We start from the raw sequence: 25,392 nt of genomic DNA, 5'->3' as shown, positions 1-25,392 counted from the left end.
ACTATTAATTTTATTTTTCAACAGACGATATACAAAGTATAAAGAATATATGCCCAAAGATAAAGCAGTATTTTAATGGTTATATCGGCAGGTTACCGTGGGAAATTAATAGCTGACGGAAAATTAGAAGGAGAATTGCCATGAGAATTTCATTCAACAATAGAAGCCATAACATAAACCCCGCTGGCCAGCCGGCTTCCGGCAAGGCGGAGCCAACAGGAGCGGAGACCGGAAAGGAGTCCAGGAGTTTCGATTCCATTTCCATCCAGTCCGACAGATCCGAAGTGGCCGGGAGAGCCTTCACATCGGCCCTTGCCTCCAAATTATCCCTCCAGGTCAGGCAGCCCTCCTCTCCCGAAAAGGTGGAGGCGCTCCGACACCAGGTGGAGGGTGGAGAATACAGGCCGGATCCGGAGGAAATCGCTGTCCGGATTCTACTCACGGGGGAGGATGAATAATGTATACGTTTTCTGATTTTTTGAAGATTCTGGAAGAGATGATCCTGTTCTTCTCGGAAGCGGCGGCCGTCGAGATGCAGAAGCTGCATGCTGTCGGAAAGGAACGACTTTCATTTCTGGAGGACTGCATGAAGAAGGAACAGGTCATGATCCTGAAGCTTCGTGGATTTGACCGGAAGCGGGAATCCATCCAGGAAGCCCTGGGTTATAAGGGCTTCTCCTTAAAGCAGGTCAGTGCGGCCTGCAGCCCGCAGGAAAGGGAGCTTCTGCTTCCCCTGATGGAACAGCTGGACCAAAACGTGCTTCTTTTCACCAACACCCTGGACAATGCCAGAAGCCTTATGGAGGTCAGCCTTCACAAGGTCAACACAGCTCTTTCCCAGGGCTACACCCAAATGGGCGTGCCCGCCATTTCAACCACTCCATTCACCAACCACACCATCTAATCGGAGGTTCACATATGTTACGTTCCACTTTCGCCGGCTTTACCACGGCCCAGCTTGGCATGCAGGCCAGCCAGAAGGCCCTGGACATATCCGGACAGAACATCGCCAATGTCAACACGGAAGGCTATACCAGGCAGCGTCTTGACATGGTCAGCCTCAACACCCAGAACGGAAGCTTCTATAGTTCCACTACCGCCACCAACGTAGGCTTCGGCGTGGACATCACCGGCGTGTCCCAGATACGGAATCCGTACCTGGACACCCAGTACCGCAGCCAGGCTTCCAGGACAGGCGCCAGCCAGTCCGCCCAGGATGCTCTGGACATGATAAACCGTATATTTGACGAAACCGGAAGGGATGCCGTGAAGACGGGCCTCAGCGACCTGGGCAGCAACCTGAGCGCCCTGTCCAACCCGACCAATGTGGGAAACCAGGTCTTTGATACGACTGTCCGCTCCTCCTGCCAGGTGCTGGTCAGCTACTTCAACCAGTACTCCACCTCTTTGAACGAGGCCCGCTCGGAACTGGTTTCCGGCCTGGAGAACGATTCCACAGAGATCAATACCCTGCTGTCCGAAATCGCCACCATGAACGAGACCATCAAGAACAGCCAGGTCCTGGGCAATACGGCCCTGGAGCTGATTGATTCCCGCAATTTAAAGCTGGATGAGCTGGCTGCCTGGCTGCCCATCGATGTAAAATACTCCACTCAGAATTTTTCCGGCGGTATCTCCACCGATATTCTAAACGTTTCTTTCAGGGATGTCCAGGGTGTTTCCCATACGCTGATTGACGACAACCGGTACGGATCCCTGTCCATCCAGGACGACAGCACCAGTATTTCCTTCTTCGTCACGGATACAAAGGGCGTAAAAAGTGCAGACCTGAAGGATTCTCTGGCAGGCGGCTCCTTCGAAAATGCCCTCAAGATGCTCAACCGGGCAGGTGACTTTTCCGGGGATGAAACGGCAGGCCTGCCCTTCTACCAGCAATACTTTGACGCATTTGTAAATGAGTTTGCCACTACCATGAACAGCCTGAATTCCCAGACAAGGACCGTCGATAACGGGGACGGCACAACTTCCGCCATTACAGAAAACCATCCCCTGTTTGTAGCCTCCGGCGGGGCAGATGCATTCACCGCCTCCAATATCCGCATATCCGACGACTGGATCAATGGCAATATCCGCATCATTACCGCCTCCAGTGCGGACGCCGGTTCCACTGCGAACGACAATGTACTGAAAATGCTCAATGCACTCTCCCAAAAAAGAGAGTTTGCCATAGACGGGGAGACCTTCTACCTGGGGAACTTCCAGGAATGCTATACCAACATGGAAACAGCCATGGGTATTGCCAGCAACACAAACTCTGCCCTTCTGGAGAACAACCAGACAGTCCTGAACCAGATTGCCAACGCCCGGGATTCCGTTTCCGGGGTTTCCCTGGATGAGGAAGGTATCAACCTTCTCCAGTACCAGCAGGCCTTTTCCGCATCGGCAAGGCTCATGACCACCTTGGATGAGGCCCTGGACAAACTGATCAATGGCACCGGTGTGGTAGGACGATAAGAAACAGGAGGTTTTAACATGAGGGTAACAACCAAAGCATTGATCCGGAACTATCAGTCCAGTCTGAACCAGTCGGCTGTAAACACCGAGAGTGCGCGCAGCCAGGTTCTGACTAATGGGCGGAGATACAGCAGTGTCGCACAGGACCCCGACTCCGCTTCCAGGGCCTCCCAGCTGTACAGGAAGTATTTAAAGAATTCCGATTACATTTCCATGGTAAAGGATGTGCAGTCCCGTCAGGATTCTCAGGAATCGGCGATTATGCAGATATCGTCCATGGCCGCTACCGTCTCCAAGGAATACAGCCTGGAGGCCTTAAACGGAACCAACGGGGCAGCGGAAAGATCCACCTACGCCACTTCCCTTCGGGAGTACCAGCAGTCCATGGTGCTGAGCCTCAACGCCACCTACGAAGACGAATTCATCTTTGCGGGTGCAGACGGGGCCAACGTCCCCTTTACCTTAAGCGACGACGGAATGACCCTGTTTTACCGGGGCATCGATGTAAATGATGAAGCCAGCCTGAAGGAGGCCGGGTATGACTCGGAGAAAATTTACGTGGACATGGGTTTCGGCCTGGCCATAAACAGCGACAACTCCGTGGTGGCATCAAGCGCCTTCAATGCGTCTATGCCCGGTATCAACGTGACAGGCTTCGGGGTAAACGAAGACGGTGTCAGCAAAAACCTGGTAGTCCTGGCCGGACAGATGGCCCAGAAGCTGGAAGCAGACAGCTTCGACAGCGGAGCCTTCAAAACCCTGATCAAACAGTTCGATAAGGGCCTGGATGACCTGGTCAATAGGGAGGCCCAGCTGGGTACCCGGACCAACTTCCTGGAATCCACCCTGACCCGTCTGGAGGATAATGAGGTCCAGCTTGTGGAACAGATTGACAAGGTTGAAAATGTCGATCTTACGGAAGCTATCACAAACTACTCCTGGGCCCAGTACGCCTACGATGCGGCGCTTCGTGTGGGCAACAGCATTCTTTCCCTCTCATTTATTGATTTCATGAAATAACTGGAAGGAGTTGATTCCATGGAAAATTTACTAAAAATAACCACCGTACCCATAGCCTATGAACTGGACGTACAGAGCGCCAGATTGGAGTATTCCGGCAAGAGGACCCAGGTGGAAATCAGCAGACAAAAAGGCGGACTGACGATTCACAGCCGTCCCGCCCGCCTTAAGATGGATACCTTTGAGGCCCGTGCCTCTCTTTTCCCTACCCCGCTGCAGAGCGCCTTCAAAGCGGCAGAGAAAGGAAAGGCTGCCGCTTCAGAGGCAACCGCCAGATACGCCAGGGAAGGACGGCTTATGCTGGAAGCAAGGCCCGGGGATGATATCTTTACACAGATTGACTCCGGAAGAAACCAGAAGCCTGCCGGAGAGTTCATGCTGGGATTTCTGCCGACTGCCGGCCCCAACATCGAATGGAGCGCACCGGATTTGACCATGGAGTACCAGATGGATAAACTCAACTTTGACTTTAAGGTCAGCGGCGGAAACTTTGAATTTGTCCCCGGCGATGTAAAGATGAAGATCACCCAATACCCGGATGTCATTATCGAATATATCGGCAAGCCCATCTACGCTCCGCCCAGCGCGGCAGAAAAATTTTCATACTTGGACGCAACCGCATAAAATAAAAGGAGGATCCGATTGAATGGAACTGAACACGAAATATTTCGACACCGTTTCCTATGAGCCGGCAGAAACGGTGCGCTTTCCGGAAGGACTCTTCGGTTTTGAGGAATACAGGGATTATCTTCCCATTTCCTTCCATCCCGGCAGCGATGCCATGATTTCCCTACAAAGCCTTCTCGAAGAGGGTCCGGCCTTTGTACTGATGAACCCTTTTCATCTGCTGAAAAACTACCGTCCCGAACTGAGCCATGCAGACCTTTCGCTGCTTGGATTCCCCCGGGAAGAGGACTTGTCTTTTTATGTAATATGCACCGTCATGGAAAAGGCCGGGGAAAGCACCGTCAACCTGAAATGTCCCGTGGTGGTCAATTCTGCCAACAGGATTGCAAAACAGGTCATCCTGGATACAGACCTTTACTCTTTCCGGCATACACTGGCCGACCTGCAGGGGAAGGACGTGAGGCCATGTTAATCCTTCAGCGAAAAAAAGGGGAATCCATCGTAATAAACGGAAACATCAAAGTATCCGTAGTGGATTCCGGATCAGACTGGGTAAAGCTTGCCATCGATGCTCCCAAGGAGATTTCCATCATGCGTTCGGAGCTTCTTGAAGCTGCCCAGGCCAACCGGGAGGCGTCCTGTCAGGACACTGTCCACCTTTCCCAATTGGAAGACTTTTTCAGCAAGAAGAGCTCCTAGACTACATCATCCTGGAATTGTAGCGCCCTTTTTTCTCATCTCCGATGATCCTTCCATCGGCCAGGGTGATTACTCTTTTTTTCAATATGTCTACCAGTTCCCTGTCGTGGCAGGCCACCATGACCGTGATTCCCTGGCGGCTTATGTCGCTCAGCAGACACATCAGATCCCAGGAGGAATCCGGATCCAGATTTGCTGTCGGCTCATCCGCCACAATAATCCGGGGATTGGCAATAAGCGACCGGGCGAGAAGAGCCCTGGCCGCCTCTCCCCCGGAAAGCTCCTGGGGAAATTGCTTCTGCATCCTGCGAAGACCCACCACGCCCAGCAGCTCATCGATCCGGTCGGCCATCCCCCTTCTTGGCTGCTCTGCGGCTATCATGGCAAATTCCAGGTTTTCCCTTATGTCCCTGTCCTCCAGGAGTCCCAGACCTTTCTCCATAATTCCAAATCCCCTTCGGATGTAAGGGATCCTGCTCCGGGAAATCTTTCCAAGGCATTCTTTCCCGATATGGATTTCGCCGGAGGTCGGCTCTTCCTGGGCTGTCAGAAGCCTGAGCAGAGTGCTTTTTCCCGCTCCGCTCTTTCCTACAAGGAACACAAATTCTCCGGTTTCCACGAAAAAGGAAAGATTGTCTACGCCTGTGACATCTTTATTATATACTTTTGTAACCTGGTCAAATTTTATATCCGACATTTCTTCTCCCTGCTCTTACCTGACTTTCATTCCAGCAGCCGATACAATTCATAATCCTGTTTTCTGAGGTGATTTTATGTTCAAAAAAAGCTTTCGCCCGATATTTTTTCTTGTAATATTAGGGTTTTTTACGTTTTTCGTTCACACAAATCCGATAACTTCCCTCTCCCTGACCCGGGAGGAGAAAGTCCTCCCGCCCGCTGGTGCTGTGGAGATTCTTCCGGTAATCCTGGGTGGAGCGGACTTCCTTGCGGAAGCTCCCGATTTCTCCCATCCGGAGGAGCCTTGCCTCCCCACGAGCCTCGGCAGTCTGATCTATTATAACCAGCAGGATGCACGGTGGGCCGGCTATCTCTACGGTGGGGCGGATCCCCTGTATGAGTATGGTTGCGGACCTACCGTTGTATCCATGGTTGTCTCCAGTTTCACGGGTACACCCATGAATCCGGCAGAAATGGCCCAGTGGGCCAGCGATCACTCCTACTGGGCGCCGGGATCCGGTTCCTTCCACGCTCTAATTCCAGGGGCATTATCCGCATTCGGCCTTAAGACGGAAAGCATCCCGGATCATTCCCCGCAGAACATAGTCTCTTTGCTGGAATCCGGCAAGATCCTCATAGCCCTTATGGATAAAGGGCATTTTACCCGATCCGGAGGCCATTTCATAATCCTGGCGGGCATTTCCAGCGATGGCAGAATACTGGTGGCAGACCCCAATAATGCAGAACTCACCACCCAGACCTGGGATCCCGCCCTTATCAGCAGTGAAATCCGCTTGCGGGCCGGAGACGGGGGGCCTTTGTGGGCCGTCTCCCGGTAGGACAAAATTTCAGCCATGCAGATATATGACTGCTTCATATATTATGTATTAAGAAATATATCCTATGTGCCTCTATTATAGTCTGTCATGCTTGTAAAATCGAGCTTTCATTAAATATTCTTTTCATCATGTTCTATGATATATTATCATTATTTTCAAATTTTGTATCATAAACTTGTATCAAATTTTTATTTGTTTGAAAGCAAAATAAGAGGGGCTGATTTTAGTCCGGCCCCCTGATCACTATGATATTTTAATCTTGCCATTTAGATTTTTCATTACCTCATCAGCCTTATCTTTCGTTACATGAGAATAAATATCCATAGTGGTATTAATCCGAATATGCCCCATTATTGTTTGAATTACTTTGATATTGTTTTCATTCTCACAAAACCTCGTACAGAAGGTATTTAGGCGCTGGCCAGTAAAAAAGGCTTACAGCCTCAGAGCAAACCACCCATTTTACGGGTGGTCATGATTTTTTTACATTACAGAGTCACCTATAATGACTCGAAGCATATTCTCTTTAATCCCAATATGGAAGCTGCGCCAGCTACCGTTGTTCCAAAAAAGATGGTTTCTTTATCCAAATCCATGAAATTTACGATCGATCCGTTGCAAACGGTACTTCCTGTGCACAGAATGATATCAGCCCATTCAACGACCTCTTTGTAATCCTTAATTCCGTCTTCCACACATACACCATATCTGACCTGCCCGATATTATCCGGGTTCAGATCCAGTACCCTTACCTGGAATTCCTCAGCAAGATTTTCCAACATGGAAGGCTGATATCCTATCAGCGCAATTTTGGGATCCTTATATTGCTCCTTGAAATAGGTTTTGAATTTTCCGGCACATAATTCAGGCTCTTCATTTTTGCAGTGGATTGTTCGGTCAGTCAGCCCCAATTGGCACATGACGGCATTCATGGCGGTTATGAAAATCCCCCGGCTGTGCCCGTCGTTTGCCAGATCCAATTCCAGCACTTGTAAAAGCGTTCCCTCAAACACAGCGGGCGCATCCGTAAATGCCTGACCATAGCTGCCCTTGTATTCCGCCTGCAGGAGTATTTCCTTGCCAGTTATGATTGGAAAATCCTTTCTTTTTGTGATCCCGATCGCCTCTTCAACAGATAAGGCTTTTGACCTGATGCTCACTTTATCCATTGTGAGCTGTCTATCTACGATTATTTTTGTAAACTCTTCTTTTAATCTAATAAATAATTCTTTCTCTGTCATTCCACTCTTCTCTCTTTCTGATTAATTCCCAAAAATTCATTTGCTCTCTCATCTTCGTACGGCAGAAATAGATCCTTGCAATTCCTTACTTCGATTAACTCCCCATCTATCATGACTCCGACCCGTTCCGCCAGACTTGCCGCTTCTTTGAAATCATGCGACACAAAAATAATGGTGCAGTTGAATTTCTGATGTATATCCAGCAGCAGTTCATGCATCTTATCTCTGGTCACTGGGTCCAATGCGGAAAAAGGTTCATCTAGCAGCAACAGGCGGGGGTTCACAATCAGAGATCTGGCCAATGCAGTTCTCTGACATTCCCCTCCACTGAGGGTTGCCGGCCAGCAATTCAAAATATGCTGAATTGATAGGAGCTGTGCGATATGCTCCACTTTTTCTTTAATGCTTTCCTTTGGCGTTTTTCTCATTCTGAGTCCGTAGCTGATATTCTGATATACCGTCATATGAGGGAACAGCCCGTAATCCTGGTACACAAACCCGATCCCCCTTTTTTCTACCGGCACAGACAACACATCGGTCCCTGATACAAAAATCCGGCCTTTTTTTTCCCCGTAGGCTCCAGAAATAGCTTCCAAAAGCATAGTCTTGCCAGCACCAGTTTTTCCAATAATAGCAAGTATCTCGTTTTTACGGACTGTAAGGTTTATGCTCTTCAGCAGGAAACTTCCTCTTCGGAGAGTGAAGTCCTTTACGGCGACAGCTGTTTCCATTGCTAAGAATCCTCCATTCTGTTGTGTATCGTACTCTTTCTATTAAAGAAATACGTAACTCCGTGTAATAGCACAGAAATCATCAGCAGGATAACCGCGGATGCCATCGCCATGTCGTTATTGCCGGTTGAAATATTAAGGTATATGTTAGTTGGGAGCGTTTCCGTTTTCAACCGGGTGCATCCCACCAGCATTAACGTCGCACCAAATTCACCCAACGCCCTTGACCATGTCAGCATCGTTGCGCTTAAGATCGCATTTTTCGACAAAGGGAGTGTTACCGTGATAAACTGGCGAAAACCGGATGCACCTAACGTCCCCGCAATAAACTCCAGGCGCTTATTTACCTGTGTGAAAGCTGTTATGATCATATTTATGCAGAAGGGGAGATTTACAATCAGGTGAGCCATAATGATTCCATTTGGATGAAATACAACCTGAAATCCTGCATCTCGTAACAGTTTACCCATAGGTGAAGAAAATACAATCAGCAGACAGAGACCGAGCACCAGATACGGAAGTGCCATGGGAAGTCCGATTACGGTACGGCTTATTTTCTTGAATATAAAGTTCGTCCTGGTCATCGTATAAGCCACGGGAATGGACAACAGCAAGCAGATGACTGTGGAAATGCTGGAAGTGTATAAACTCAGTCTTACAGCGAACTGCGTCTCCCTGTTCAGGAACGCCTCTCTCAAATCAGGAAATCCCTTGACAATTATCGCCAAAATGCTCAATCCAATAAATAGGGTGACAACAACCGTAATGACATAACTTATGATCTTGAAATAATCTTTCATCTACCTTATTCCGCTATTTCATAACCGTTTTTTGTCCAGATATTTTTCGCATCATCCGAATCCAGGAATTCCAGAAAATTCTCTACCGCTTCATCATCCTGGCTGTATTCCAAAGATGCTGCCACTACCGTTTTGATATATTTATCCATTTCTGGTGATTCTACTATGCTGAGACTTTTAGCATTTTCTTTCCAGATGATGGTTGCATCTGCCTCATCCGATTCCAGTGCCGTTGCCAAAGCAGGGGCTGTCGTCAATGTTGCAACCACATTAACCTGACCGGCTATTTGGGCATCTGCCAATGCCTTATTGGCTATTTTTCCGACAGGCACTGATTCGCCATCTCCAAGCACCATCCTGATGTCATCCCTGACAAGGTCGCTTAACCCAGTGATGTTCAGAGGATTCCCTTTCTGCACAGCCAGCACTGGAATATGTAAAACCAGATTTTCACTTCTCGTGACGACGTCCTGTACCGGAACCAGTTCATCAGCCGAAGCCGCTATAAAGAGATCTCCTTCCTGTGCCGTATTGATCTGGGACTGTATCTGTCCGGCATTTGCATATGTAACATTCATTTCACATCCGGTCTTATCTTTATACAACTGCGTTATTTCCTCAAAAGGATTTGTCATTCCGGCTCCGCAGTATATCATGAGGTCATGTCCTTCAAGAACCGGTACTGTTTCCTCTGAAGGTTCTTCTGCCACTGCGTTGCTGATACCCTGGCAACCTGTTAATGCGAACATCATTGCAGCAAATAACAATAATACCTTAAACTTTTTCATACATTTACTCCTTCTTATCTACCATATTTAACAAATATCTTGTTGCCTAAAAGTTTACATTGTCAGGCACTCAAAGTATGTTGGCTCACCAACATACTGAATTTCAATTTCGCACATCTATTTAAATTTTGCCTTGCACGCACTGCATATGCCTAACAGCGTAATGTCGGCATCCATTACCTCGGCTCCCAATTTTTTTTCAACCTTTTGGTTCAATCTCACGTATTCCATGGTAATTTCCGAATCATCCATATCCGTCATGCAGTTACATTTCAAGCATTTAAAATGAATATGCAACGGCTTTCTGGCGAACAGTTTCAGTTCATAGTAGCTGGTTCCGCCTGAAGGTATTTCCTTCACGATCCCAAGGCTTTCAAACAGCTTCAGATTCCGATATATGGTGGCCAGACCTATTTTCCGTTCCTTGACCCTTTGGTGTATCTGCTCCGCAGTAAGATGTGTGGATGAACTAATCAGTTCAAGCAATATATATTCTTTCTGCTTTGTATTCCTTATTCCATTTTTTGCAATGATTTCCATATACTTGGAAATGTAATTCTGCATACAATGCACCACCTCATAAAAAAGCCTGCTGCCCTAAGGGCTGCAGGCCATCCTTTTGATTAAAGTTTTTCAATCTTTTCAACGGCATCTGCAAGGTATTCGGATGAAAATCTTTCAAATTCTCCTTTGTCTACCAGTTCAGCCAGCTTTGGATCGATTGGAAGCCTTCCCAGGATATCCACCCCTATTTCCCGGGATATTGCCGGTAGTTTGCTTTCTCCGAATAAATTGATTTCCTTGCCGCAATCCGGGCATTTAACAGAACTCATATTTTCAACGAGACCTAAAACAGGGATATCCATCTGTTTTGCCATATTATATGCTTTCCTGACAATCATGGATACAAGATCCTGGGGTGAAGATACTATCACAATTCCGTCAAGCGGAATAGACTGGAATACGGTCAGCGGTACATCTCCTGTCCCGGGAGGCATATCAATCAGCAGGTAATCCAGGTCTTCCCAGACAACATCCGTCCAAAACTGCTTCACAGTACCGGCAAGAATGGGTCCCCTCCAGATTACAGGCATATCTTCCTGCTCAAGCAGTAAATTAATGGACATCAGCTTGATTCCCCCAGCCGTCCTCTCAGGTATAAACCCAAGTTCATTTATTTCTGCCCTTTTCGAGATACCAAACATTTTCGGAATGGAAGGGCCGGTAATATCTGCATCCAGAATTCCAACTTTGTAGCCTTTTCTATTTAACAATACAGCTAACATGGCTGTGACAAAAGACTTTCCAACTCCGCCTTTTCCGCTGGCTACACCGATTACATGTTTGACTGAGCTATATTGGTTCAACGCTTCCATCATACTTTTTCTATTCTGCTCACAGCCCTCGCAGCTTTCTTTCGTGCATTCATTATCTGCACAATCCCTGTTCTGTTCCATCATATCTTCTTTATCTCCTATTTTTTTTGATTTTTTGTGTAATAGTTTTTGATTGCATTTTCAAGCGCGTCCGCTCCCAGAACGGAACAATGCATTTTACTTTCGGGAAGACCATCCAATGCGTCTGCTATATCCTGATTCGTAATCTGCAAAGCCTCTTCCAAATTTCTTCCTTTTGCAAGTTCTGTTGTCATACTGCTTGATGCGATTGCTGCAACGCATCCAAAAACCAGGAAGCTGATATCTGTAATGACATAATCTTCAACCTTGATATAGATCGTTAATGCATCACCACACTCAGGATCTCCCGAACTTCCTTCTGCATCCGCATCTGAAATGACTCCCACATTTCTAGGCGACATAAAATGGTCCATCACCTTGTCTGAAAATGAACAGCAATACATCGTGCACCTCCTTTATATCACATTATGGTCTTATGCCCACTATGTGATAGTTTAGTCCACTTTATGTCATATGTCAATATCGTTTATACTCAAAAAATCAAAAAAAGAGTTACCGGACAATCTTGATTCTGTCCAATAACTCTTCCTTTACCAGTGGCGTCTGCAGTTCTTATGGCAAAACTTGCCTCTGCAGTCCTTCTCGCACATGACTCTGGTTGATCCGCATTCGGGACATACATACTTTCCGTTTTTTATCAGCTCCAGGTTCTCAAAGCTCTCCTGCCATTCATTCCCGCAGTCCGAGCATTTGATTGGGCAAATATTTCGGGTGAAATTCCCTCCCTCAATACGAATTGCCTTCCCGTTTATCAAGCTGTCTGCCACTTTTTCACGTGCTGAAAGCAGTATCCTCTGGAATGTCGGCCTCGAAACCTCCATTCTTTCAGCGCATTCTGCCTGCTCTAAACCTTCCAGATCTTTCAGACGAATAGCCTCTAATTCTTCAAGCTTCAGTATGTTATTCGGCACTTCCTCTACACCCGATTCCGATGGTATGAAATACGGCATTACGGGTACATGCTCAATTTTTCTCCATTTTATAGGCCTGGCCATCTTTTCTCCTTCATTAATTACGTTATTGATCATCCGATATTCTTATTACACTTCCGGTATTATTGAAAAGAAACTGCTCCTTCAGCTCACGTCGGATATATCTAAGTCCTTTCTCCCCTGTACAATGCGATGCAGCCACAATCCGGATTTCCATCTCTTTAAGCGCTTCTATCGTTTTTTGGATTCTTGTATCATCGGCTTCAACCAGATGTGTTCCACCTATAATACCAAAAATTGGGAGGCCTGTCTTCTCCGTTATATCCTTCAGGATATTGACTATTCCCGCATGGGAACAGCCTGCTATCACAACAAACCCTTTCGAGGTTTGGATTCCAAGAACAATCTCATCTTCGAAGTCATCCGGAATATAGGAATCACCATCCCTGAGCAAAAGCCTGTCATTCCTTTTTTCAAAATCCGTAGCTCTACGGAAATGACGGAACAGGTACAGGTTGCCACTCAGCTGTAAGACATCTTCTTTTACTTCTCTCAGCAGTATCTTATTCTGAATCAAATACTCTTTATCAAAAGGACACCCAATAAATTTATATTCGTCTGGCTGAACTTTTTTGTATTTCGGATTAAAAAAGCCTTCTCCCACGATCAAATTTGGAATGGTATGGGATTTTCTTATCAGTTCTTTCAGGCCTCCATTATGATCATAATGTCCGTGACTGATAATGACATAGTCCAGATGTTCTAAGTCCTTACGCAGCACCCCAGCATTCTCCATAAAACGGCCGCTCTGTCCGGTGTCAAATAAAACCTTCATGCCATCTACTTCAATTAGCAAAGAAAGTCCATGCTCATACTGAAGCTCTCCCCGATTGTCCGGGTTGTTTTCAATCAGTGTTGTTATCTCTATCTCCATACAATTACCTTCTTTGCTCATTTTAACCATATGCTATCATATACACTACTACCAGTTCCTATTTTTGTCAATGTATTGAACAGTGGAATGAACACAGCTTTTCAGCCTTAAAACCTTTAATTGAAACCAAACAGATGTCCCATGTGGTAGACAAAAAAAGAAACAATCCAGGCAACAACAATCGTCGCTAACGGCTGAAAAACTGTATATTTCCAGCTCCCGCTTTCCTGTCTGATCATTGCGATGGTCGCCATGCAAGGGATATATAGCAGTACAAAAAACATGAAGCTTAAGGCACCTAATGGTGTGATATGCATAGGAATATCTGAAATCAAAGCATCCTGTCCAACTCCGTAAAGTGTCCCGAGTGTTCCGACAATTATTTCTTTGGATGCTATTCCAAAAATCAACGCCACAGAAAAAGTCCAATGTCCGAATCCCAATGGAATAAACAGTGAACTTATCAAATAACCAAGGTGTCCAAGAAGACTTTCAGCTGATCCATAATCCACCCCGGCAGGCAGGCTTGCCAGTACCCACACAACCAATACTGAACAAAAGATAATTGTACCTGCCTTCTTTATAAACTCCTTTGTATGATACCAGGCATGTTTTAGAATATTTTTTACCGACGGTTTCCGATACGGTGGCAATTCAATAATTAATGAATTTTGTGTTTGGTTTTTTAACAACTTGCTCAGGATTAAACTTGCGATAAAAGCAATTAAAATGCCAGTGATATAAAGAAACATGACGATATATCCAGCATATTTCGAAAAAAACAGTCCCGCAAACAACAGGTAAACAGGCAGACGGGCACCACAAGATATAAAAGAGTTTGTCAAAATCGCAATCATGCGCTCCCGCCGATCTTTAATTGTCCTAGTTGCCATAATTACCGGTACATTGCAACCGAAACCTAAAATCATTGGTATAAACGTACGGCCTGTAATTCCCAGCTTTTCAAAGAAAGGGTCAACCAATATGACTGTTCTCCCCAGATATCCGCTGTCTTCCAGCAAGGCAATCATCAAAAAGAGTAAGAAAATCAGGGGTGTAAAAGAAAGAACAGATCCTAGCCCACCTATTAATTCCTCGGACAGAAAGGAAGTCAGTAAGCCTGGCAGCTTCAGAAAACCAATACCCACACCCATCAAATCAAAGATATAGCGGATAGCGGAAATCATCGGTCCAGACAAGGTGAAAGTGACTTGGAACATCAAAAAGATCACTGCAAAAAAAATGGGAAACGCGGTATATTTATTTAGTATGATTCCATCAATTCTTTCTGTCCTTTGGATTGTTTTTTCAATTAAGTAATAGGGTTTCAATTTCTCTTTAAAAAACTCAATGGATTTATCGTGATGAATCTCATTATTCTCCTTTAACATTTCTTTTAAATAAGAAGGTACTTCAAATTCCTCCTGAGCTACTCTTAAAATTTCATCGAGCAGTTCCTCCTTATTTTCTCCCTTATTAGCTTCAATGACCACAATTGGTATCTGTAAAACCTCATGGATTTCAGGTACATCAATCCTTATGCCTCGTCTCTGTGCTTCCAGGTTGAAATTGAATGCAAGAATGATCTTTTTCCCAAGTGCCAGTAATTCCATTGTCATTAAAAGGTTACGTTCCAAAGCGTTGACATCAATAGTCTGCACTATCACATCATGTATTTGATTCATCAGATAATCATGTGACACTTTTTCTTCTTCACTATATGGAGTGATACTGTATGTGCCTGGTAAATCAACAATGGTAAACTTTGTATTTTTGTATGTAATATTACCTGCCTTCTTTTCCACTGTTTTTCCGGGCCAATTCCCTACATGCAGGCTCATGCCTGTTAAAGCATTCAGCAGAGACGTCTTGCCTGTATTTGGATTTCCGACTAAAACAACATTAATATCCTCATTTCGATTCATCTGGCACCTCCACACGAATCTTCTCCGCAATATCATTTCTTAATGCGACCAGAGTATTCAGACACTTATATATTCTCGTGGTTCCAAACGGTGATTTTCGAACAAAAACAATATCAACTCCGCTTATTAGACCTAAACTTTCCAAGCGTTCTTTTGTAACATGATCAGTTGTAATTTCTTGTATAATGGCTGCTTCTTCAGTTGATATCAGATTTAGGGTTGTTATCATAATTCAAATAGTCTCCTTAATTATTCGGATTCAGCAATTCCCTGGAGATGAATTAACCGTTAGGCCTAGTTTTTTCAGTACATTTTCAGGAGTATCTTCATTAGTGAGTATTATTTCAATATTTGAGTCCGCGAAAACATAAGCCGGTCCTTTACTGCTGAAACCTTTTTTGACTATGACCAGATCCACCTTATTCTCCACCAGGAATTCTGCCGCGGATATTCCTTTGCCTTTTTCTGTTTTACAAAAAGGATTATCAATGATCTCTGTCTTATAGGCAGCCTTATCTCCTGCTTTTAATGTCACTAACATAAAGAATAGCGCTTCTCCAAAATGGGCGCTGATTGAAGCTTGATCATCCGTCAACGGCAATGCATAGATGATTTCTTCCTTCTGCATCGGCTCATAACGGATGATAATCTGATCTATGTTCTTAATTTCATCTTTTATTCGGTTTTCAATCTTGTCCGCTATCAGATGTGCTTTATCTAAATTGTGAGTTTTTATTACAATATTGGCTTCGATGAACTTGAATCGACCGGAGTTACGGCCCGTCAGGTCTTTCAGTTCAATAATTTAAGGTATATCTGTTATGATTTTTTCGACCTTACTAAGAGTCTCATAATCTAAAGAAGCGTCCAGAAGCACTCTCACGCCGTCAATTAATATTTGGATGCCGGTTTTAGCAATGAAGCCAACCACTATAAATGCCGCAATTTTATCAAATTGAAAACCGATCGAAGCGGTTAAAACAGCAGCTAAAACTACAATATTGCTTAACACATCAGAGCGTATGTGAGCAGCATCCGCTAATAAAATGGGGGAATTCATCTTTTTCCCAATTTTCTTCTCATATCTGGAAAACCAGAATGTAATCGCCATCGAAGCTAACAGGCTTAATATTGCATAACCCGTATTCCTAATTTCGATTGTATTTGTATTTATTACCTCCAACACAATTTCATAGCCTGTATAAAGAATAATAAGAGAAATAAAAACAGACATGAGATTTTCTATTTTATAAAGGCCATAGGGGAATGACTTGGTTTTGCGTTTGGCAATCTTCAATCCAATAAAGACAGTCGATGATGCAATAAAATCCGCAAGGGTATGGAAAGCCTCAGCTTTTAGCGCAATACTTCCTGATGCTGATGCAGACAGATATTTAATTGCGAATATGACTAGATTTATTGCCATCGAAAACAGTGCGGTTCTTTCGCTTACTTCCATCCGGCCTCTCCTTTCGGGTTCATGATTTCTCATTTATGTTTTCTATGATTAAATTATACTCCCTGGACAATTTCAATGCAATTTTCATACCGAGTAAGAAGTACGGCAAAACCGGCGCACAATAATGTCGTGCACTGGTTTTGCCTTATTATTTCAGCCTAAATGTTACATATCCCTTGTAATTAATTGAAGCCACGTTCGTATCATTTTTTAATTTCACCAAAAGTTTCCCTTTGTTTTTGTTGCCCCTAGCCTCCAGAAACCCTTCTATCTCGAACTGATTCATCGGATGACGTTTTATAATGCTGAGTATCGCTTCATAATCGTCTTTTATCTCGCTATGAAAACCATTTGAATCCAGAAGGTCTATAGAGATACCACCCAGGATTTCTGCTGCACGGCTCATTCTTTCATGATCTACAGCCATTACATCAGACTCAGCTGGCGGCCGAACGGGAGTATTCAGATAGAGCTTTTCAAATTTGATTTTATCCAGCATTTCCAAATATTTTTGCAGGCTTGTATCGTCATCATTGATGTCTTTCATCAGCATGATTTCAATCCATAGCTGGCCTTTATATTTTTCTGAAAATGCTTCTAATCCCTTTATTACTTCTGAGTACTTCAGGCTGCCATGAGGCCGGCTGATCTTTTTAAATGACTCTTCATCATATGCGTCCATTGTAGGCAAGACTATATCCGCCTGACTTAAATCTTCCTGGACCTGTGGATTGAAAAGAAGGGCTCCGTTCGTAATGACCGCTACCGGCTTATCCGTTCTTTTTTGAATTTCTCTAATAAGTTCCCCAAGACCCAGATATAGAGTCGGCTCTCCTTCGCCCACTATTGTGATTACGTCAAATGGAATATTTTCCCGAATAACCAGATCTAATTCTTCGAGAATTTCTTTGACAGGATAAAACATCTTTCTCGTATTCGTCATGTGGTCCGTTCTGCCAAGCTGGCAGTATATACAGGAGTAATTACAGGTCTTTTTGGGTATAGGGCTGACTCCTAACGACAGTCCCAGCCGCCTTGACGGCACTGGACCATAGATATATTTATATTCCTTCATACACATCCTCCGATTCTTCCGCTGATGTATCCGGATCAGGTATTACAATTTTAATTCCTTTATAATCATGAATGGCAACAGGCATTTTATACACTATCTCCAGGCATTCAGATGTTACAGTTTCAAGGCCGCCATACGAAAAAATCTCTCCATCTTTAATAAATAAGAATTTATCACAATACCGTAAGGCAAGATTCAGATCATGGATTACGATTACAACAGAAATTTATTACAACTTCCTGAGACCCCATAAACACAATCATTACCATGTGCTTAATAAAGTGGAGGCCATCGAAGCTGCGGGTAACATGCCCGGCAAGTGGCAGATGCTAATCTACCTTGGCCAGAAAACTATTTTGGAACTGCAAAACCACCGGGCCGAAGGTTCTATCTGTTCTTAGATTCCAAGCCAGAGGTTACAACCCAGCCATCCCCGAAGGGATTTACCCTTTATCTGCAGTTTTCAAGGTTCTATTGGGGCCTGTTTTTTATAACTTGGTTTTTCATAACTCATTTGACACTATCATCAAATCTGCTGTAAGGGAAGTAGCAGTCAAGACACAGACATTTTCCATCCTCTAGCCGTATCATGGTCTCCGCCGTTGATTCTTTGCAGTGCTCACAGGTAACCGAATTGAATATTTTCGCTTTTTCGGGAATTTGAATAACAGCCTCTTTTACCACAAACAATTCTTCAGGACTTCTTTCCTGCATGTAGGAAAATGATGCTTCTCTGGTAATCCCCTCCGGCCTGTCTTTCAAAACCAGGCGCACGCTTTTTTCATTGGCTCTGTTGTGAAACGTAAATGCCTGTTTTCCACGCGGATGAAACAGCAGATTGCCTTTTCCGACACTGCATCCAAGGATTACCTGAATAGCATCTACCCCGCATGCATCATTTTCAGAAACGCATACTACATCTTCATCTTCTGAAAAGTCTAAACCCAGTAGTTTCATGGCATAAAGAGATGTTTTGTATCCTATTGTCAAGCCTCCACACGTGTGCCCATGGAATTTCACGCATTGTTCCCATAATTCCTTCTCGTCAATCATATCCTGCCTCCTTGAATTAATATTTCTACTATGCCGTTTCAGTTAGCAAGTATTCGAAGCACAGACATTTTCTAATTTTTTCAGATTTCCGATAAAGTTTCTCTGCGGTCTTTTTATCCCGGTAAGCAGTCTGCCTCCATTAATTAGGCCTCTTTCATATATTTTGCCGCTGACTTATGGGGCTGACATTTTGAAGCTCTCCATATAAACGAAACAAACTTCCTGCCTCCCTGGATAAGCTTTCTGGTTCTATTTGGTTTCAACCTCATTCACTTCTTCATCAGCATACAAAACATGAAAAACAAATGGATTCATTGATGCAGCAAAAAGGAGGGCATATTCCAGCACCCTCCCTATAAAAACAGCATATCTTTTATTTCAGCTTCTCAATCTCTTCCTCAACTTCTTCTGCACCTTCTGCATAAAACTTTTCTTCATCCGGATCCAGTTCTTTAAGCAGTCTTAAAAATTCTCCTGCATGAACCTTTTCTTCATCCGCAATATCCTTCAAAACCTCTATTGCCAGCTTATTATCTGTCGATTCCGCTAACTGCATATACATCTGTATTGCCTCATATTCTGCAGCTATCATAAACCGGATGGATCTGATCAATTCCTGTTCACTAATCTTATGGTCTTTCTTCAGCCCTGAAAAGGGATGTCCAAAATCAGGCATATTCTTTTCCTCCTTATTTTTAGTATTGGGTAAATTTATCTCCCATAACGCCGCAAATGCTGCATTTATCAGGACGGGACTTTTCGATATTTCCGCACACGGGACAGAGATAGTAGAAGACTTCTTCTGCCTGATCCATGTTTTCCAATGCTTCCTGATAAAGCCGCGCATGGACTTCTTCCGCTTTCATGGCATACATAAAAGAAGTTAGAGCTGCCTTATTACCTTCTTCTTCCGCAATCCTTACGTGATCAGGGTACATTTCCTTGTATTCATGGGTCTCACCGGCAACGGCATCCTTAAGATTGTCGGCAGTAGTTGCAACTTTTCCAGCCACTTCAAAATGTTTCAGTGCATGTAATGTTTCCGCATCCGATGCCGCTCTGAACAGTTTGGCAGCGTTGATGTAACCATCTTTCTCGGCCTTTTTTGAGTACGCCAGGTACTTTCTGTTTGCCTGGGACTCTCCGGCGAATGCCTCCATCAGGTTTTCGAGCGTTTTATTTTCATTCATTGTTGTCCCCCCCCTTGTTATTAGCTTTTATAAGAATTTCCAATAGCTTTTCTACAGCCTCTTTCGGAAATCCTTCCGGCTGGTCCGTATTCAGCAGGGCCCCAAGAAGATCCCGTACATTCCGACTCTGCGGAAGCATATAGCCGGTTTCGCGGAGAAGGTCTTCGGCCATGAGCCGGTTTGATGCTTTCAATGCTGCTGCAAACTGCCGCAATATCGGATTATCTGCATTCTCCTCGATATCTGCAGCAATTCTTTCCTGCTTCACTTTGCTTTCAGCCAAAGAGAGCAGTGAATTCCTGACGGAATCAGTTTTTCCCTGCTGAGGCGGGAATTCTTCCGGAATCAATGAAATCGCATGAGACGGACAGGCATCTACACACATGCGGCATCCCTCCAGACATTTCGAAGCATCAATCTGTCCGGTCTCCGTATCGGTCGCTCCGGTAGGACAGACATATAAGCAGAGACAATCTTTTGTACATAAATTTATATTTCGAACTGCATGCATTCTCCCTACCCCCTTTTTACCTCAGTAATTTTCTGGTTTGGAACTTTACATACGGGACAAATATCAGGAAGCTTATCCCCTATATAAACAAATCCACAAATGTCACATACATAGATATGGGTATTTTCAAGCAATGCATCCTTTTGCTTCTCATATCTGCTAAGAGCTGAATTCAGGATACGTGTCACTTTCTCTCCCCATACGAGGGCTCTGAGCGCACCTCTGTCTGATGCATCGGCTGCAATTGAATTTGCCTGCACATAAGCTGAAGCTAAATCCCGGTTGACGAGTATGCTAATATCCTTTAATTGTCCTTCGCTTTCCGTGCCGCTCTTTGCCTGATAAAATTCGGCAAGCTGGTTGAATAATTCGGCTTCTTCCATACGGTACTGTTTCGTGCATCCTTTTGAAAGGTTTGAGAATAAGGCACTCATTCCTCCAAAGGATAGCTCCTTCAGACTGCCCGCTTCCGTTTCCTGGACGCCCGATTCTCGGTCAGCCGGTTTGTAATCCATATGACTTTCCGTAAAAACATCCTTTGCCGCACCACACAAAGGACAGATCCAGCCCCCGGGAACATCTTCCCACTTTGTCCCTTCCATTGCTTCATCATAAACATACCCACAAATTGAACACGTAAATTTCCTCAAATCATCGCTCCTCCCCATTTTCACTCTTTTATGCCAACCGCATACTGATATTATACACTAAATAGCATCCAATATCGGCTTTTCTTTTGTCATAATCAAACTGGAGGGCTGAACAGCTGCCATATAATTTTCCAAAATATCTGTGGCCATACCGACAAGTTCTACGCATGGCCTTTTTTTATAATACTCCGCCGTTCTGACGTCTGGTGTCGGATTGTCTTTTCCAGGTTTTAAGCCAAGAAGATCTCTGCAGATGATAGACTTGTTTTCATCTTCAAATTTTTTTGCCAAAAACTGGATTCTTTTATAATGTTCCGTCTTTAACACATGATTCTTCGGATCCTCCGATCCATACACCAGCCCGGCCGTCATAAACATACCTGTCACGGCACCACATACTTCTCTTAATCTTCCCATTCCAGCGCCAAATGATGAGCTGATTTTTAATGCCGTATCAAACTCCATATCATACAAATCATGAAAAGCCAGAAATACTGACTGTGAGCAATTATAGCCTTCCTTAAAGTAAGCCATAGCCTGTTCAGATCTTGATGTGATTTTCATCGTTATAAATCCTCATTCCTTTTTAGGTTAAAGAAATGAAGGGGCTAACCCCCCTTCATCATTACATATTTCCAAAATGTATTACAGCCGGAATTATTATTGTTCTGAGTTTAATTCCCGCATTCATCATGGTGATGATGCTCATGACAGACAGATCCTGTCGATTTCAAAACACCCGCTAAATAGGCTTCAACTGCAGCTTTTGCACGTCCATTTGCGCCGACAATCACTTCAATTCCTTTTTCATTGAAAATCTCTATTGCTCCGCCGCCCATGCCGCCTGAAATGACGACCTTAACTCCCATGTCATTCAAAAAAACAGGAAGAAATCCAGGCCTGTGCCCAGGATTCGGAACCGACTCATGCTTAATGATTTCATTTTCCTTTGCCTCAAAAATATTGAAATTCACACAATGTCCAAAATGCTCCGTTACCATTTCATTCTCACTTGCTACTGCTATTTTAATCATATCTTATTCCTCCATATTTTCATATAATATTTTCATTGTATTATCATAAACAGCTCTCGCAGCATCTCCCGACCTGCAATCGATATCCACGATAGTCAGCCCTTCGTTAATTGCTTTGACTGCATTTGGATCAAAGGGTATCCTGCCTGTAAAAGCGATTCCGTTATCTCTGCAGAAGCTTTCTATTCTATCGGAATTGACCAGATTTGTATCATATTTATTGATGCAGACAGCTGTCTTTGTCTGGAAAGTCTGGGCCATTTTGATAACGCGTTCCATATCGCTTATGCCTGATATGGATGGCTCTGCCACGATCAATACCAGGTCAACCCCGCTGATCGAGGCGATAACCGGACAGCCGATTCCAGGAGACCCATCAATGATTGCCAATTCGGCATTCACGTCCGCTGATTTGAGCTGTTTTTTGACCTCAGTAACCAGCATACCCGAGGTTCCGCTGCCCATTTTCAGCTGTGCAGTAGAAAAAACCTTCCCGCCATCCGAATATAGCATCAGTTCACCTGCTACCGAGGGCACTAATACAATGGCTCCCACGGGACATATCGCTTCACAGACGCCGCATCCTTCACAGGCAAATGCATCAACTTTATAAACTTCATCTGCACTGATTGCATCAAACCGGCAGTTTTGCCTGCACAAATCACATTGTATGCATTTATCCGTATCAATCTCTGCTTTAGGCAGTCCATAATAATCGGTTCTTACCGGCTCCGTAAACTGGTTCATAATCAGGTGCAGATTTGGTGCATCCACATCACAATCGGCATAAGCTCTGGCATTGGAAAGGCGGATGAATGCCCCTGCAACCGTAGTCTTTCCTGTCCCGCCCTTACCACTTAGAATCAATAGCTGCTTCATGCTGCACCTCCCTCGTAATATCCTTCAGCAGGCTGGTGAACATATCTTTATATTTCTCACTTTCCCTAACCGAAATCAGCGCATTTGAATTAATAGTGCCCAGCTCATTATCAAACGGTATTTTCCCAAGTATCCTGATTCCTTTTTCTAGGCAAAATATTTCAGAAGGATTTTCTCCCTCCAGGCACTTGTTAAGGACTACCCCATGTGGTTTACCGAATAATTTTACCAGTTCATAAACTAGGTTCAAGTTATGGGATCCAAATATTGTCGGTTCTGCAACAAGTATACAATAATCCGCATCTTTGATGCTTTCCATTACGATGCAGGCACTTCCTGGTGGACAGTCAATGAATGTATATTTTCTGCCTTCATTCTTGTCATCCAAAAGTTTCTTAATGATCGGAATCCCTGAAGCTTCACCAGGATTCAGAATTCCTGTAATAACATTCACGTTTCCCGAATTTCCTTTTTGGACTTCACCTATTACTTTGTCTTTCTCCGATAAAGCCTTTTGGGGACAAAGCAAAACACAGCCTCCACACGAATGGCAAATCTCTTCAAAAATCATAAGTTTGCCCCCTACATAGGCCAGGGCATGAAATTTGCAAAAATCAACGCATTTACGGCATCCGGTACAAAGATTTTCATCCACATAAGGAATCTCGATCGTAACTTTTTCAGCCTTCGTCATTTTCGGTTTAAAAAACAAATAGCCATTCGGTTCCTCTACATCACAATCAATATAGACAGCTTCTTCTGCCGCGGCGGCCAGATTGACAGACACCAGCGTTTTTCCGGTACCACCTTTGCCGCTCAGCACAGCGATCTTCATACTATTCACCTCCACGTCTATGGAATCCTGCATGTATCTCATCAAGCAGCGATAACTTTCCGTCTTCAAAGGCAGCAATAGTATCCTTGATTGATGAGTTCGTTGTTTTATATATTTTAATGTTTGCGGCTTTGATTACTTCTGCTGCATTCTCCCCGCATCGCGGAGTCAAAAGGGCCTCAACCCCGCCATCTACGACTGACTGGGCCGCCTTGATTCCTGCACCTCCCTGGCTGGCTGCTGCGCTGTTATCTAAAAAAACGCTTTCCTTCGTCTCCGTACTGTAAATCAGAAAATACGGGGTACGCCCAAAAGATATGCACACGGTACTCTCCATACTTTTATCATCTACCGGTATTGCCAATTTCATCTGATGTCCTCCTTGTTATCGTTTGTTCTTCATCCACATCTATTTCTTCGACATCCTCCACAACAATGTTTCCGTTCACTTTCGTTGTAAAGTTTATAATCTCCGCCTTCAATCTTAAGCAGGTTCCCATTAACCAAGGACTCTGCAACCTTGCTTCGTGCATCCTTGTAAATATTTTGAACGGTAGTACGTGCAACCTGCATTTTTTCAGCACATTCTTCCTGAGTCAAACCCTCACGATCTATAAGGCGGATAGCTTCATACTCTTCAACTGTCATCATAATAATTTCGTTTTCTATATCTGATCCGTTAAGCGGTCCGTATAGGTTGCTCTCTGGCAAGCAACAGACTTTTCTCCATTTTCTTGGTCTTGGCATTTTCTTACCTCATAAAAACTCGATAAGCAGTAGGGGATTCCGTTACTACTTGTCTGTATCCAGGATATTTTGTAATTTTTTTTCGGTTCTCTCGAGTTCTCTTTGTAGAAATTCTTTCTGTTCGGTTAGAATCTCTTTCTCTGTCATTCCTGAAATTTGTCCAGCAAATTTTCTTCCGATAGTTCTTTTGCATCCACTTACAGAACCATTTCCCATACCCATGCCACGGGCATAGCCACGACCAAAACCAAACGCCATACCCAGCAATGTTGCTCCACTGCAAAAACCTAAACCTCTTCCACTCATAGCTCCTTGACCCATTGGGCCGGAACCATCTCTTCTTGGCATTTGAACATTCTCCTTTCTTTTACTCTCTGGACATCACAGAGCCTCATTTCAAGCACTTAATTTTATTGCCGGACTTTGCTCTGTTATATTTTACTTTCGTACCAAAGTTTGGACATGCACAATATCCTACTGGACCAGTGCCGTCTCCTCTCAGTGTATGCACCACCTCCTGACAGTTTTTGATATATGTTATTTATAATTTCATTATAGCTAGTTATTAGCATATGTCAATAACTATTTTGGAAGCAACAACTAACACGAAACCGCAGGCTCTATCTTGAGCTAGTTAAGCCGGTATTAATAGTTAACCTTTTAGGTTTCAGAAATAACAAACAAAAAAGCCCCTGCACATGATATGCTCCCTTCTAGGTAGACAAGTGAAATAATAAAAACTTGTTTATTTAGGAGGGAGTGTTTTTTATACCTAGAAATGTATCGCCACAG

General features: G+C 44.2%; 35 protein-coding genes and 4 pseudogenes. 10 read left to right on the top strand and 29 right to left on the bottom strand.

Annotated elements, in window-relative coordinates:
- Positions 1-140: 140 nt before the first annotated feature.
- The 7 genes from BUA79_RS08395 to BUA79_RS08365 are packed head-to-tail and all read left to right on the top strand — an operon-like array spanning position 141 to position 4,821.
- Positions 141-458: a flagellar biosynthesis anti-sigma factor FlgM gene (locus BUA79_RS08395; protein ID WP_073993988.1), complete on the top strand. Its 318-nt coding sequence runs from the start codon at positions 141-143 to the stop codon at positions 456-458.
- Positions 458-904: a hypothetical protein gene (locus BUA79_RS08390; protein ID WP_073993987.1), complete on the top strand. Its 447-nt coding sequence runs from the start codon at positions 458-460 to the stop codon at positions 902-904. The genes BUA79_RS08395 and BUA79_RS08390 overlap by 1 nt, the downstream gene beginning before the upstream one ends.
- A gap of 14 nt (positions 905-918) precedes the next feature.
- Positions 919-2,475, top strand: coding sequence for a flagellar hook-associated protein FlgK (gene flgK / locus BUA79_RS08385; RefSeq protein WP_073993986.1), 1,557 nt, complete (start codon positions 919-921; stop codon positions 2,473-2,475).
- A gap of 18 nt (positions 2,476-2,493) precedes the next feature.
- Positions 2,494-3,495 carry a flagellin gene (locus BUA79_RS08380; RefSeq protein WP_073993985.1) on the top strand — a complete coding sequence of 334 codons (1,002 nt, stop codon included), beginning with the start codon at positions 2,494-2,496 and terminating at the stop codon, positions 3,493-3,495.
- An 18-nt stretch (positions 3,496-3,513) separates the two neighbouring features.
- Positions 3,514-4,119: a DUF6470 family protein gene (locus tag BUA79_RS08375; protein WP_073993984.1), complete on the top strand. Its 606-nt coding sequence runs from the start codon at positions 3,514-3,516 to the stop codon at positions 4,117-4,119.
- 22 nt (positions 4,120-4,141) lie between these two features.
- Positions 4,142-4,594: a flagellar assembly protein FliW gene (gene fliW, locus BUA79_RS08370; protein WP_073993983.1), complete on the top strand. Its 453-nt coding sequence runs from the start codon at positions 4,142-4,144 to the stop codon at positions 4,592-4,594.
- Positions 4,588-4,821 (top strand): carbon storage regulator, encoded by a 234-nt coding sequence (locus BUA79_RS08365; RefSeq protein WP_073993982.1) that lies wholly within the window; start codon positions 4,588-4,590, stop codon positions 4,819-4,821. Before fliW ends, BUA79_RS08365 begins: the two co-directional genes overlap by 7 nt.
- Position 4,822: 1 nt before the next feature.
- On the opposite strand, the gene BUA79_RS08360 is transcribed toward BUA79_RS08365, so the two are convergent.
- Positions 4,823-5,518, bottom strand: a complete 696-nt coding sequence (locus tag BUA79_RS08360) for a cell division ATP-binding protein FtsE (RefSeq protein ID WP_073993981.1) — start codon at positions 5,516-5,518, stop codon at positions 4,823-4,825.
- Between the two features lie 76 nt (positions 5,519-5,594).
- Between BUA79_RS08360 and BUA79_RS08355 the strand changes: the two genes are divergently transcribed.
- Positions 5,595-6,338 carry a C39 family peptidase gene (locus tag BUA79_RS08355; protein WP_073993980.1) on the top strand — a complete coding sequence of 248 codons (744 nt, stop codon included), beginning with the start codon at positions 5,595-5,597 and terminating at the stop codon, positions 6,336-6,338.
- A 243-nt stretch (positions 6,339-6,581) separates the two neighbouring features.
- Here BUA79_RS08355 and BUA79_RS08350 read toward each other — a convergent pair.
- From BUA79_RS08350 to BUA79_RS08275, 16 genes and pseudogenes are all read right to left on the bottom strand, one after another.
- Positions 6,582-6,734, bottom strand: a pseudogene (locus BUA79_RS08350) (site-specific integrase); the annotation flags it as partial.
- A 104-nt stretch (positions 6,735-6,838) separates the two neighbouring features.
- Positions 6,839-7,579 (bottom strand): Rossmann-like domain-containing protein, encoded by a 741-nt coding sequence (locus BUA79_RS08345; RefSeq protein WP_073993979.1) that lies wholly within the window; start codon positions 7,577-7,579, stop codon positions 6,839-6,841.
- Positions 7,576-8,310: an ATP-binding cassette domain-containing protein gene (locus BUA79_RS08340; protein WP_073993978.1), complete on the bottom strand. Its 735-nt coding sequence runs from the start codon at positions 8,308-8,310 to the stop codon at positions 7,576-7,578. Before BUA79_RS08340 ends, BUA79_RS08345 begins: the two co-directional genes overlap by 4 nt.
- Positions 8,311-8,312: 2 nt before the next feature.
- A complete protein-coding gene (locus tag BUA79_RS08335; RefSeq protein ID WP_073993977.1) occupies positions 8,313-9,110 on the bottom strand; it encodes an ABC transporter permease in 798 nt (265 codons plus the stop codon).
- Between the two features lie 5 nt (positions 9,111-9,115).
- A complete protein-coding gene (gene modA, locus BUA79_RS08330; protein WP_073993976.1) occupies positions 9,116-9,898 on the bottom strand; it encodes a molybdate ABC transporter substrate-binding protein in 783 nt (260 codons plus the stop codon).
- A 117-nt stretch (positions 9,899-10,015) separates the two neighbouring features.
- A complete protein-coding gene (locus BUA79_RS08325) occupies positions 10,016-10,462 on the bottom strand; it encodes a Fur family transcriptional regulator (protein WP_073993975.1) in 447 nt (148 codons plus the stop codon).
- Between the two features lie 59 nt (positions 10,463-10,521).
- Positions 10,522-11,355: a P-loop NTPase gene (locus BUA79_RS08320; protein ID WP_456299434.1), complete on the bottom strand. Its 834-nt coding sequence runs from the start codon at positions 11,353-11,355 to the stop codon at positions 10,522-10,524.
- Positions 11,356-11,372: 17 nt separating this feature from the next.
- Positions 11,373-11,759 (bottom strand): iron-sulfur cluster assembly scaffold protein, encoded by a 387-nt coding sequence (locus BUA79_RS08315; RefSeq protein WP_073993973.1) that lies wholly within the window; start codon positions 11,757-11,759, stop codon positions 11,373-11,375.
- A 147-nt stretch (positions 11,760-11,906) separates the two neighbouring features.
- Positions 11,907-12,371: a DUF134 domain-containing protein gene (locus BUA79_RS08310; protein WP_073994036.1), complete on the bottom strand. Its 465-nt coding sequence runs from the start codon at positions 12,369-12,371 to the stop codon at positions 11,907-11,909.
- Between the two features lie 22 nt (positions 12,372-12,393).
- Positions 12,394-13,242, bottom strand: coding sequence for an MBL fold metallo-hydrolase (locus BUA79_RS08305; protein ID WP_178138569.1), 849 nt, complete (start codon positions 13,240-13,242; stop codon positions 12,394-12,396).
- A 116-nt stretch (positions 13,243-13,358) separates the two neighbouring features.
- Positions 13,359-15,167: a ferrous iron transport protein B gene (gene feoB / locus BUA79_RS08300; RefSeq protein ID WP_073993972.1), complete on the bottom strand. Its 1,809-nt coding sequence runs from the start codon at positions 15,165-15,167 to the stop codon at positions 13,359-13,361.
- Complete coding sequence (locus BUA79_RS08295) at positions 15,154-15,396, bottom strand: FeoA family protein (protein WP_073993971.1); 243 nt, start codon at positions 15,394-15,396, stop codon at positions 15,154-15,156. Before BUA79_RS08295 ends, feoB begins: the two co-directional genes overlap by 14 nt.
- A 30-nt stretch (positions 15,397-15,426) precedes the next feature.
- Positions 15,427-15,795, bottom strand: coding sequence for a NifB/NifX family molybdenum-iron cluster-binding protein (locus tag BUA79_RS08290; protein ID WP_073993970.1), 369 nt, complete (start codon positions 15,793-15,795; stop codon positions 15,427-15,429).
- 12 nt (positions 15,796-15,807) lie between these two features.
- Positions 15,808-15,954, bottom strand: a pseudogene (locus tag BUA79_RS12990) (cation transporter dimerization domain-containing protein); the annotation flags it as partial.
- An 18-nt stretch (positions 15,955-15,972) separates the two neighbouring features.
- Positions 15,973-16,626 carry a cation diffusion facilitator family transporter gene (locus BUA79_RS08280; protein WP_073993969.1) on the bottom strand — a complete coding sequence of 218 codons (654 nt, stop codon included), beginning with the start codon at positions 16,624-16,626 and terminating at the stop codon, positions 15,973-15,975.
- A gap of 148 nt (positions 16,627-16,774) precedes the next feature.
- Positions 16,775-17,701 carry a radical SAM protein gene (locus BUA79_RS08275; RefSeq protein WP_073993968.1) on the bottom strand — a complete coding sequence of 309 codons (927 nt, stop codon included), beginning with the start codon at positions 17,699-17,701 and terminating at the stop codon, positions 16,775-16,777.
- Positions 17,702-17,928: 227 nt separating this feature from the next.
- Between BUA79_RS08275 and BUA79_RS12915 the strand changes: the two are divergent.
- Positions 17,929-18,102, top strand: a pseudogene (locus tag BUA79_RS12915) (transposase); the annotation flags it as partial.
- A gap of 109 nt (positions 18,103-18,211) precedes the next feature.
- On the opposite strand, the gene BUA79_RS08260 reads toward BUA79_RS12915, so the two are convergent.
- Positions 18,212-18,754 carry an FmdE family protein gene (locus tag BUA79_RS08260; protein ID WP_073993967.1) on the bottom strand — a complete coding sequence of 181 codons (543 nt, stop codon included), beginning with the start codon at positions 18,752-18,754 and terminating at the stop codon, positions 18,212-18,214.
- A gap of 64 nt (positions 18,755-18,818) precedes the next feature.
- Here BUA79_RS08260 and BUA79_RS12985 point away from each other — a divergent pair.
- Positions 18,819-18,962 (top strand): annotated as a pseudogene (locus BUA79_RS12985) (ABC transporter permease); the annotation flags it as partial.
- A 165-nt stretch (positions 18,963-19,127) separates the two neighbouring features.
- Here BUA79_RS12985 and BUA79_RS08250 read toward each other — a convergent pair.
- From BUA79_RS08250 to BUA79_RS08200, 11 genes are all read right to left on the bottom strand, one after another.
- Positions 19,128-19,430 (bottom strand): ferritin family protein, encoded by a 303-nt coding sequence (locus tag BUA79_RS08250; RefSeq protein WP_073993966.1) that lies wholly within the window; start codon positions 19,428-19,430, stop codon positions 19,128-19,130.
- 19 nt (positions 19,431-19,449) lie between these two features.
- Positions 19,450-19,944 (bottom strand): rubrerythrin family protein, encoded by a 495-nt coding sequence (locus BUA79_RS08245; protein ID WP_073993965.1) that lies wholly within the window; start codon positions 19,942-19,944, stop codon positions 19,450-19,452.
- Positions 19,937-20,455, bottom strand: a complete 519-nt coding sequence (locus BUA79_RS08240; protein ID WP_073993964.1) for a 4Fe-4S dicluster domain-containing protein — start codon at positions 20,453-20,455, stop codon at positions 19,937-19,939. Before BUA79_RS08240 ends, BUA79_RS08245 begins: the two co-directional genes overlap by 8 nt.
- 5 nt (positions 20,456-20,460) lie before the next feature.
- Positions 20,461-21,105, bottom strand: a complete 645-nt coding sequence (locus tag BUA79_RS12980) for a rubredoxin-like domain-containing protein (protein WP_073993963.1) — start codon at positions 21,103-21,105, stop codon at positions 20,461-20,463.
- Positions 21,106-21,162: 57 nt separating this feature from the next.
- Complete coding sequence (locus BUA79_RS08230) at positions 21,163-21,669, bottom strand: C-GCAxxG-C-C family protein (RefSeq protein WP_073993962.1); 507 nt, start codon at positions 21,667-21,669, stop codon at positions 21,163-21,165.
- 110 nt (positions 21,670-21,779) lie between these two features.
- On the bottom strand, positions 21,780-22,139 hold the full coding sequence (locus BUA79_RS08225) for a NifB/NifX family molybdenum-iron cluster-binding protein (protein WP_073993961.1): 360 nt from the start codon (positions 22,137-22,139) through the stop codon (positions 21,780-21,782).
- 3 nt (positions 22,140-22,142) lie between these two features.
- A complete protein-coding gene (locus tag BUA79_RS08220; protein ID WP_073993960.1) occupies positions 22,143-23,018 on the bottom strand; it encodes an ATP-binding protein in 876 nt (291 codons plus the stop codon).
- Positions 22,990-23,853 carry a nucleotide-binding protein gene (locus BUA79_RS08215; RefSeq protein WP_073993959.1) on the bottom strand — a complete coding sequence of 288 codons (864 nt, stop codon included), beginning with the start codon at positions 23,851-23,853 and terminating at the stop codon, positions 22,990-22,992. Before BUA79_RS08215 ends, BUA79_RS08220 begins: the two co-directional genes overlap by 29 nt.
- A 1-nt stretch (position 23,854) precedes the next feature.
- Complete coding sequence (locus BUA79_RS08210; protein ID WP_073993958.1) at positions 23,855-24,223, bottom strand: NifB/NifX family molybdenum-iron cluster-binding protein; 369 nt, start codon at positions 24,221-24,223, stop codon at positions 23,855-23,857.
- 29 nt (positions 24,224-24,252) lie between these two features.
- Positions 24,253-24,600, bottom strand: a complete 348-nt coding sequence (locus tag BUA79_RS08205; protein WP_073993957.1) for a DUF134 domain-containing protein — start codon at positions 24,598-24,600, stop codon at positions 24,253-24,255.
- A gap of 45 nt (positions 24,601-24,645) precedes the next feature.
- Positions 24,646-24,948 (bottom strand): DUF5320 domain-containing protein, encoded by a 303-nt coding sequence (locus tag BUA79_RS08200; RefSeq protein ID WP_073993956.1) that lies wholly within the window; start codon positions 24,946-24,948, stop codon positions 24,646-24,648.
- Positions 24,949-25,392 lie beyond the last annotated feature (444 nt).

It is taken from the genome of Parasporobacterium paucivorans DSM 15970 (assembly GCF_900141895.1).
GTDB lineage: Bacteria > Bacillota > Clostridia > Lachnospirales > Lachnospiraceae > Parasporobacterium > Parasporobacterium paucivorans.
The sequence above is the reverse complement of the archived record's forward strand: the minus strand, read 5'-3'. Positions and strand labels throughout refer to the sequence as shown.

Excerpts from the sequence above, each read along its gene's own strand:
- BUA79_RS08395 (WP_073993988.1), top strand. The coding sequence starts at position 141 with ATGAGAATTTCATTCAACAATAGAAGCCATAACATAAACCCCGCTGGC.
- BUA79_RS08390 (WP_073993987.1), top strand. The coding sequence starts at position 458 with ATGTATACGTTTTCTGATTTTTTGAAGATTCTGGAAGAGATGATCCTG.
- flgK (WP_073993986.1), top strand. The coding sequence starts at position 919 with ATGTTACGTTCCACTTTCGCCGGCTTTACCACGGCCCAGCTTGGCATG.
- BUA79_RS08380 (WP_073993985.1), top strand. The coding sequence starts at position 2,494 with ATGAGGGTAACAACCAAAGCATTGATCCGGAACTATCAGTCCAGTCTG.
- BUA79_RS08375 (WP_073993984.1), top strand. The coding sequence starts at position 3,514 with ATGGAAAATTTACTAAAAATAACCACCGTACCCATAGCCTATGAACTG.
- fliW (WP_073993983.1), top strand. The coding sequence starts at position 4,142 with ATGGAACTGAACACGAAATATTTCGACACCGTTTCCTATGAGCCGGCA.
- BUA79_RS08365 (WP_073993982.1), top strand. The coding sequence starts at position 4,588 with ATGTTAATCCTTCAGCGAAAAAAAGGGGAATCCATCGTAATAAACGGA.
- BUA79_RS08360 (WP_073993981.1), bottom strand. The coding sequence starts at position 5,518 with ATGTCGGATATAAAATTTGACCAGGTTACAAAAGTATATAATAAAGAT.
- BUA79_RS08355 (WP_073993980.1), top strand. The coding sequence starts at position 5,595 with ATGTTCAAAAAAAGCTTTCGCCCGATATTTTTTCTTGTAATATTAGGG.
- BUA79_RS08345 (WP_073993979.1), bottom strand. The coding sequence starts at position 7,579 with ATGACAGAGAAAGAATTATTTATTAGATTAAAAGAAGAGTTTACAAAA.
- BUA79_RS08340 (WP_073993978.1), bottom strand. The coding sequence starts at position 8,310 with ATGGAAACAGCTGTCGCCGTAAAGGACTTCACTCTCCGAAGAGGAAGT.
- BUA79_RS08335 (WP_073993977.1), bottom strand. The coding sequence starts at position 9,110 with ATGAAAGATTATTTCAAGATCATAAGTTATGTCATTACGGTTGTTGTC.
- modA (WP_073993976.1), bottom strand. The coding sequence starts at position 9,898 with ATGAAAAAGTTTAAGGTATTATTGTTATTTGCTGCAATGATGTTCGCA.
- BUA79_RS08325 (WP_073993975.1), bottom strand. The coding sequence starts at position 10,462 with ATGCAGAATTACATTTCCAAGTATATGGAAATCATTGCAAAAAATGGA.
- BUA79_RS08320 (WP_456299434.1), bottom strand. The coding sequence starts at position 11,355 with ATGGAACAGAACAGGGATTGTGCAGATAATGAATGCACGAAAGAAAGC.
- BUA79_RS08315 (WP_073993973.1), bottom strand. The coding sequence starts at position 11,759 with ATGTATTGCTGTTCATTTTCAGACAAGGTGATGGACCATTTTATGTCG.
- BUA79_RS08310 (WP_073994036.1), bottom strand. The coding sequence starts at position 12,371 with ATGGCCAGGCCTATAAAATGGAGAAAAATTGAGCATGTACCCGTAATG.
- BUA79_RS08305 (WP_178138569.1), bottom strand. The coding sequence starts at position 13,242 with ATGGAGATAGAGATAACAACACTGATTGAAAACAACCCGGACAATCGG.
- feoB (WP_073993972.1), bottom strand. The coding sequence starts at position 15,167 with ATGAATCGAAATGAGGATATTAATGTTGTTTTAGTCGGAAATCCAAAT.
- BUA79_RS08295 (WP_073993971.1), bottom strand. The coding sequence starts at position 15,396 with ATGATAACAACCCTAAATCTGATATCAACTGAAGAAGCAGCCATTATA.
- BUA79_RS08290 (WP_073993970.1), bottom strand. The coding sequence starts at position 15,795 with ATGCAGAAGGAAGAAATCATCTATGCATTGCCGTTGACGGATGATCAA.
- BUA79_RS08280 (WP_073993969.1), bottom strand. The coding sequence starts at position 16,626 with ATGGAAGTAAGCGAAAGAACCGCACTGTTTTCGATGGCAATAAATCTA.
- BUA79_RS08275 (WP_073993968.1), bottom strand. The coding sequence starts at position 17,701 with ATGAAGGAATATAAATATATCTATGGTCCAGTGCCGTCAAGGCGGCTG.
- BUA79_RS08260 (WP_073993967.1), bottom strand. The coding sequence starts at position 18,754 with ATGATTGACGAGAAGGAATTATGGGAACAATGCGTGAAATTCCATGGG.
- BUA79_RS08250 (WP_073993966.1), bottom strand. The coding sequence starts at position 19,430 with ATGCCTGATTTTGGACATCCCTTTTCAGGGCTGAAGAAAGACCATAAG.
- BUA79_RS08245 (WP_073993965.1), bottom strand. The coding sequence starts at position 19,944 with ATGAATGAAAATAAAACGCTCGAAAACCTGATGGAGGCATTCGCCGGA.
- BUA79_RS08240 (WP_073993964.1), bottom strand. The coding sequence starts at position 20,455 with ATGCATGCAGTTCGAAATATAAATTTATGTACAAAAGATTGTCTCTGC.
- BUA79_RS08230 (WP_073993962.1), bottom strand. The coding sequence starts at position 21,669 with ATGAAAATCACATCAAGATCTGAACAGGCTATGGCTTACTTTAAGGAA.
- BUA79_RS08225 (WP_073993961.1), bottom strand. The coding sequence starts at position 22,139 with ATGATTAAAATAGCAGTAGCAAGTGAGAATGAAATGGTAACGGAGCAT.
- BUA79_RS08220 (WP_073993960.1), bottom strand. The coding sequence starts at position 23,018 with ATGAAGCAGCTATTGATTCTAAGTGGTAAGGGCGGGACAGGAAAGACT.
- BUA79_RS08215 (WP_073993959.1), bottom strand. The coding sequence starts at position 23,853 with ATGAAGATCGCTGTGCTGAGCGGCAAAGGTGGTACCGGAAAAACGCTG.
- BUA79_RS08210 (WP_073993958.1), bottom strand. The coding sequence starts at position 24,223 with ATGAAATTGGCAATACCGGTAGATGATAAAAGTATGGAGAGTACCGTG.
- BUA79_RS08205 (WP_073993957.1), bottom strand. The coding sequence starts at position 24,600 with ATGCCAAGACCAAGAAAATGGAGAAAAGTCTGTTGCTTGCCAGAGAGC.
- BUA79_RS08200 (WP_073993956.1), bottom strand. The coding sequence starts at position 24,948 with ATGCCAAGAAGAGATGGTTCCGGCCCAATGGGTCAAGGAGCTATGAGT.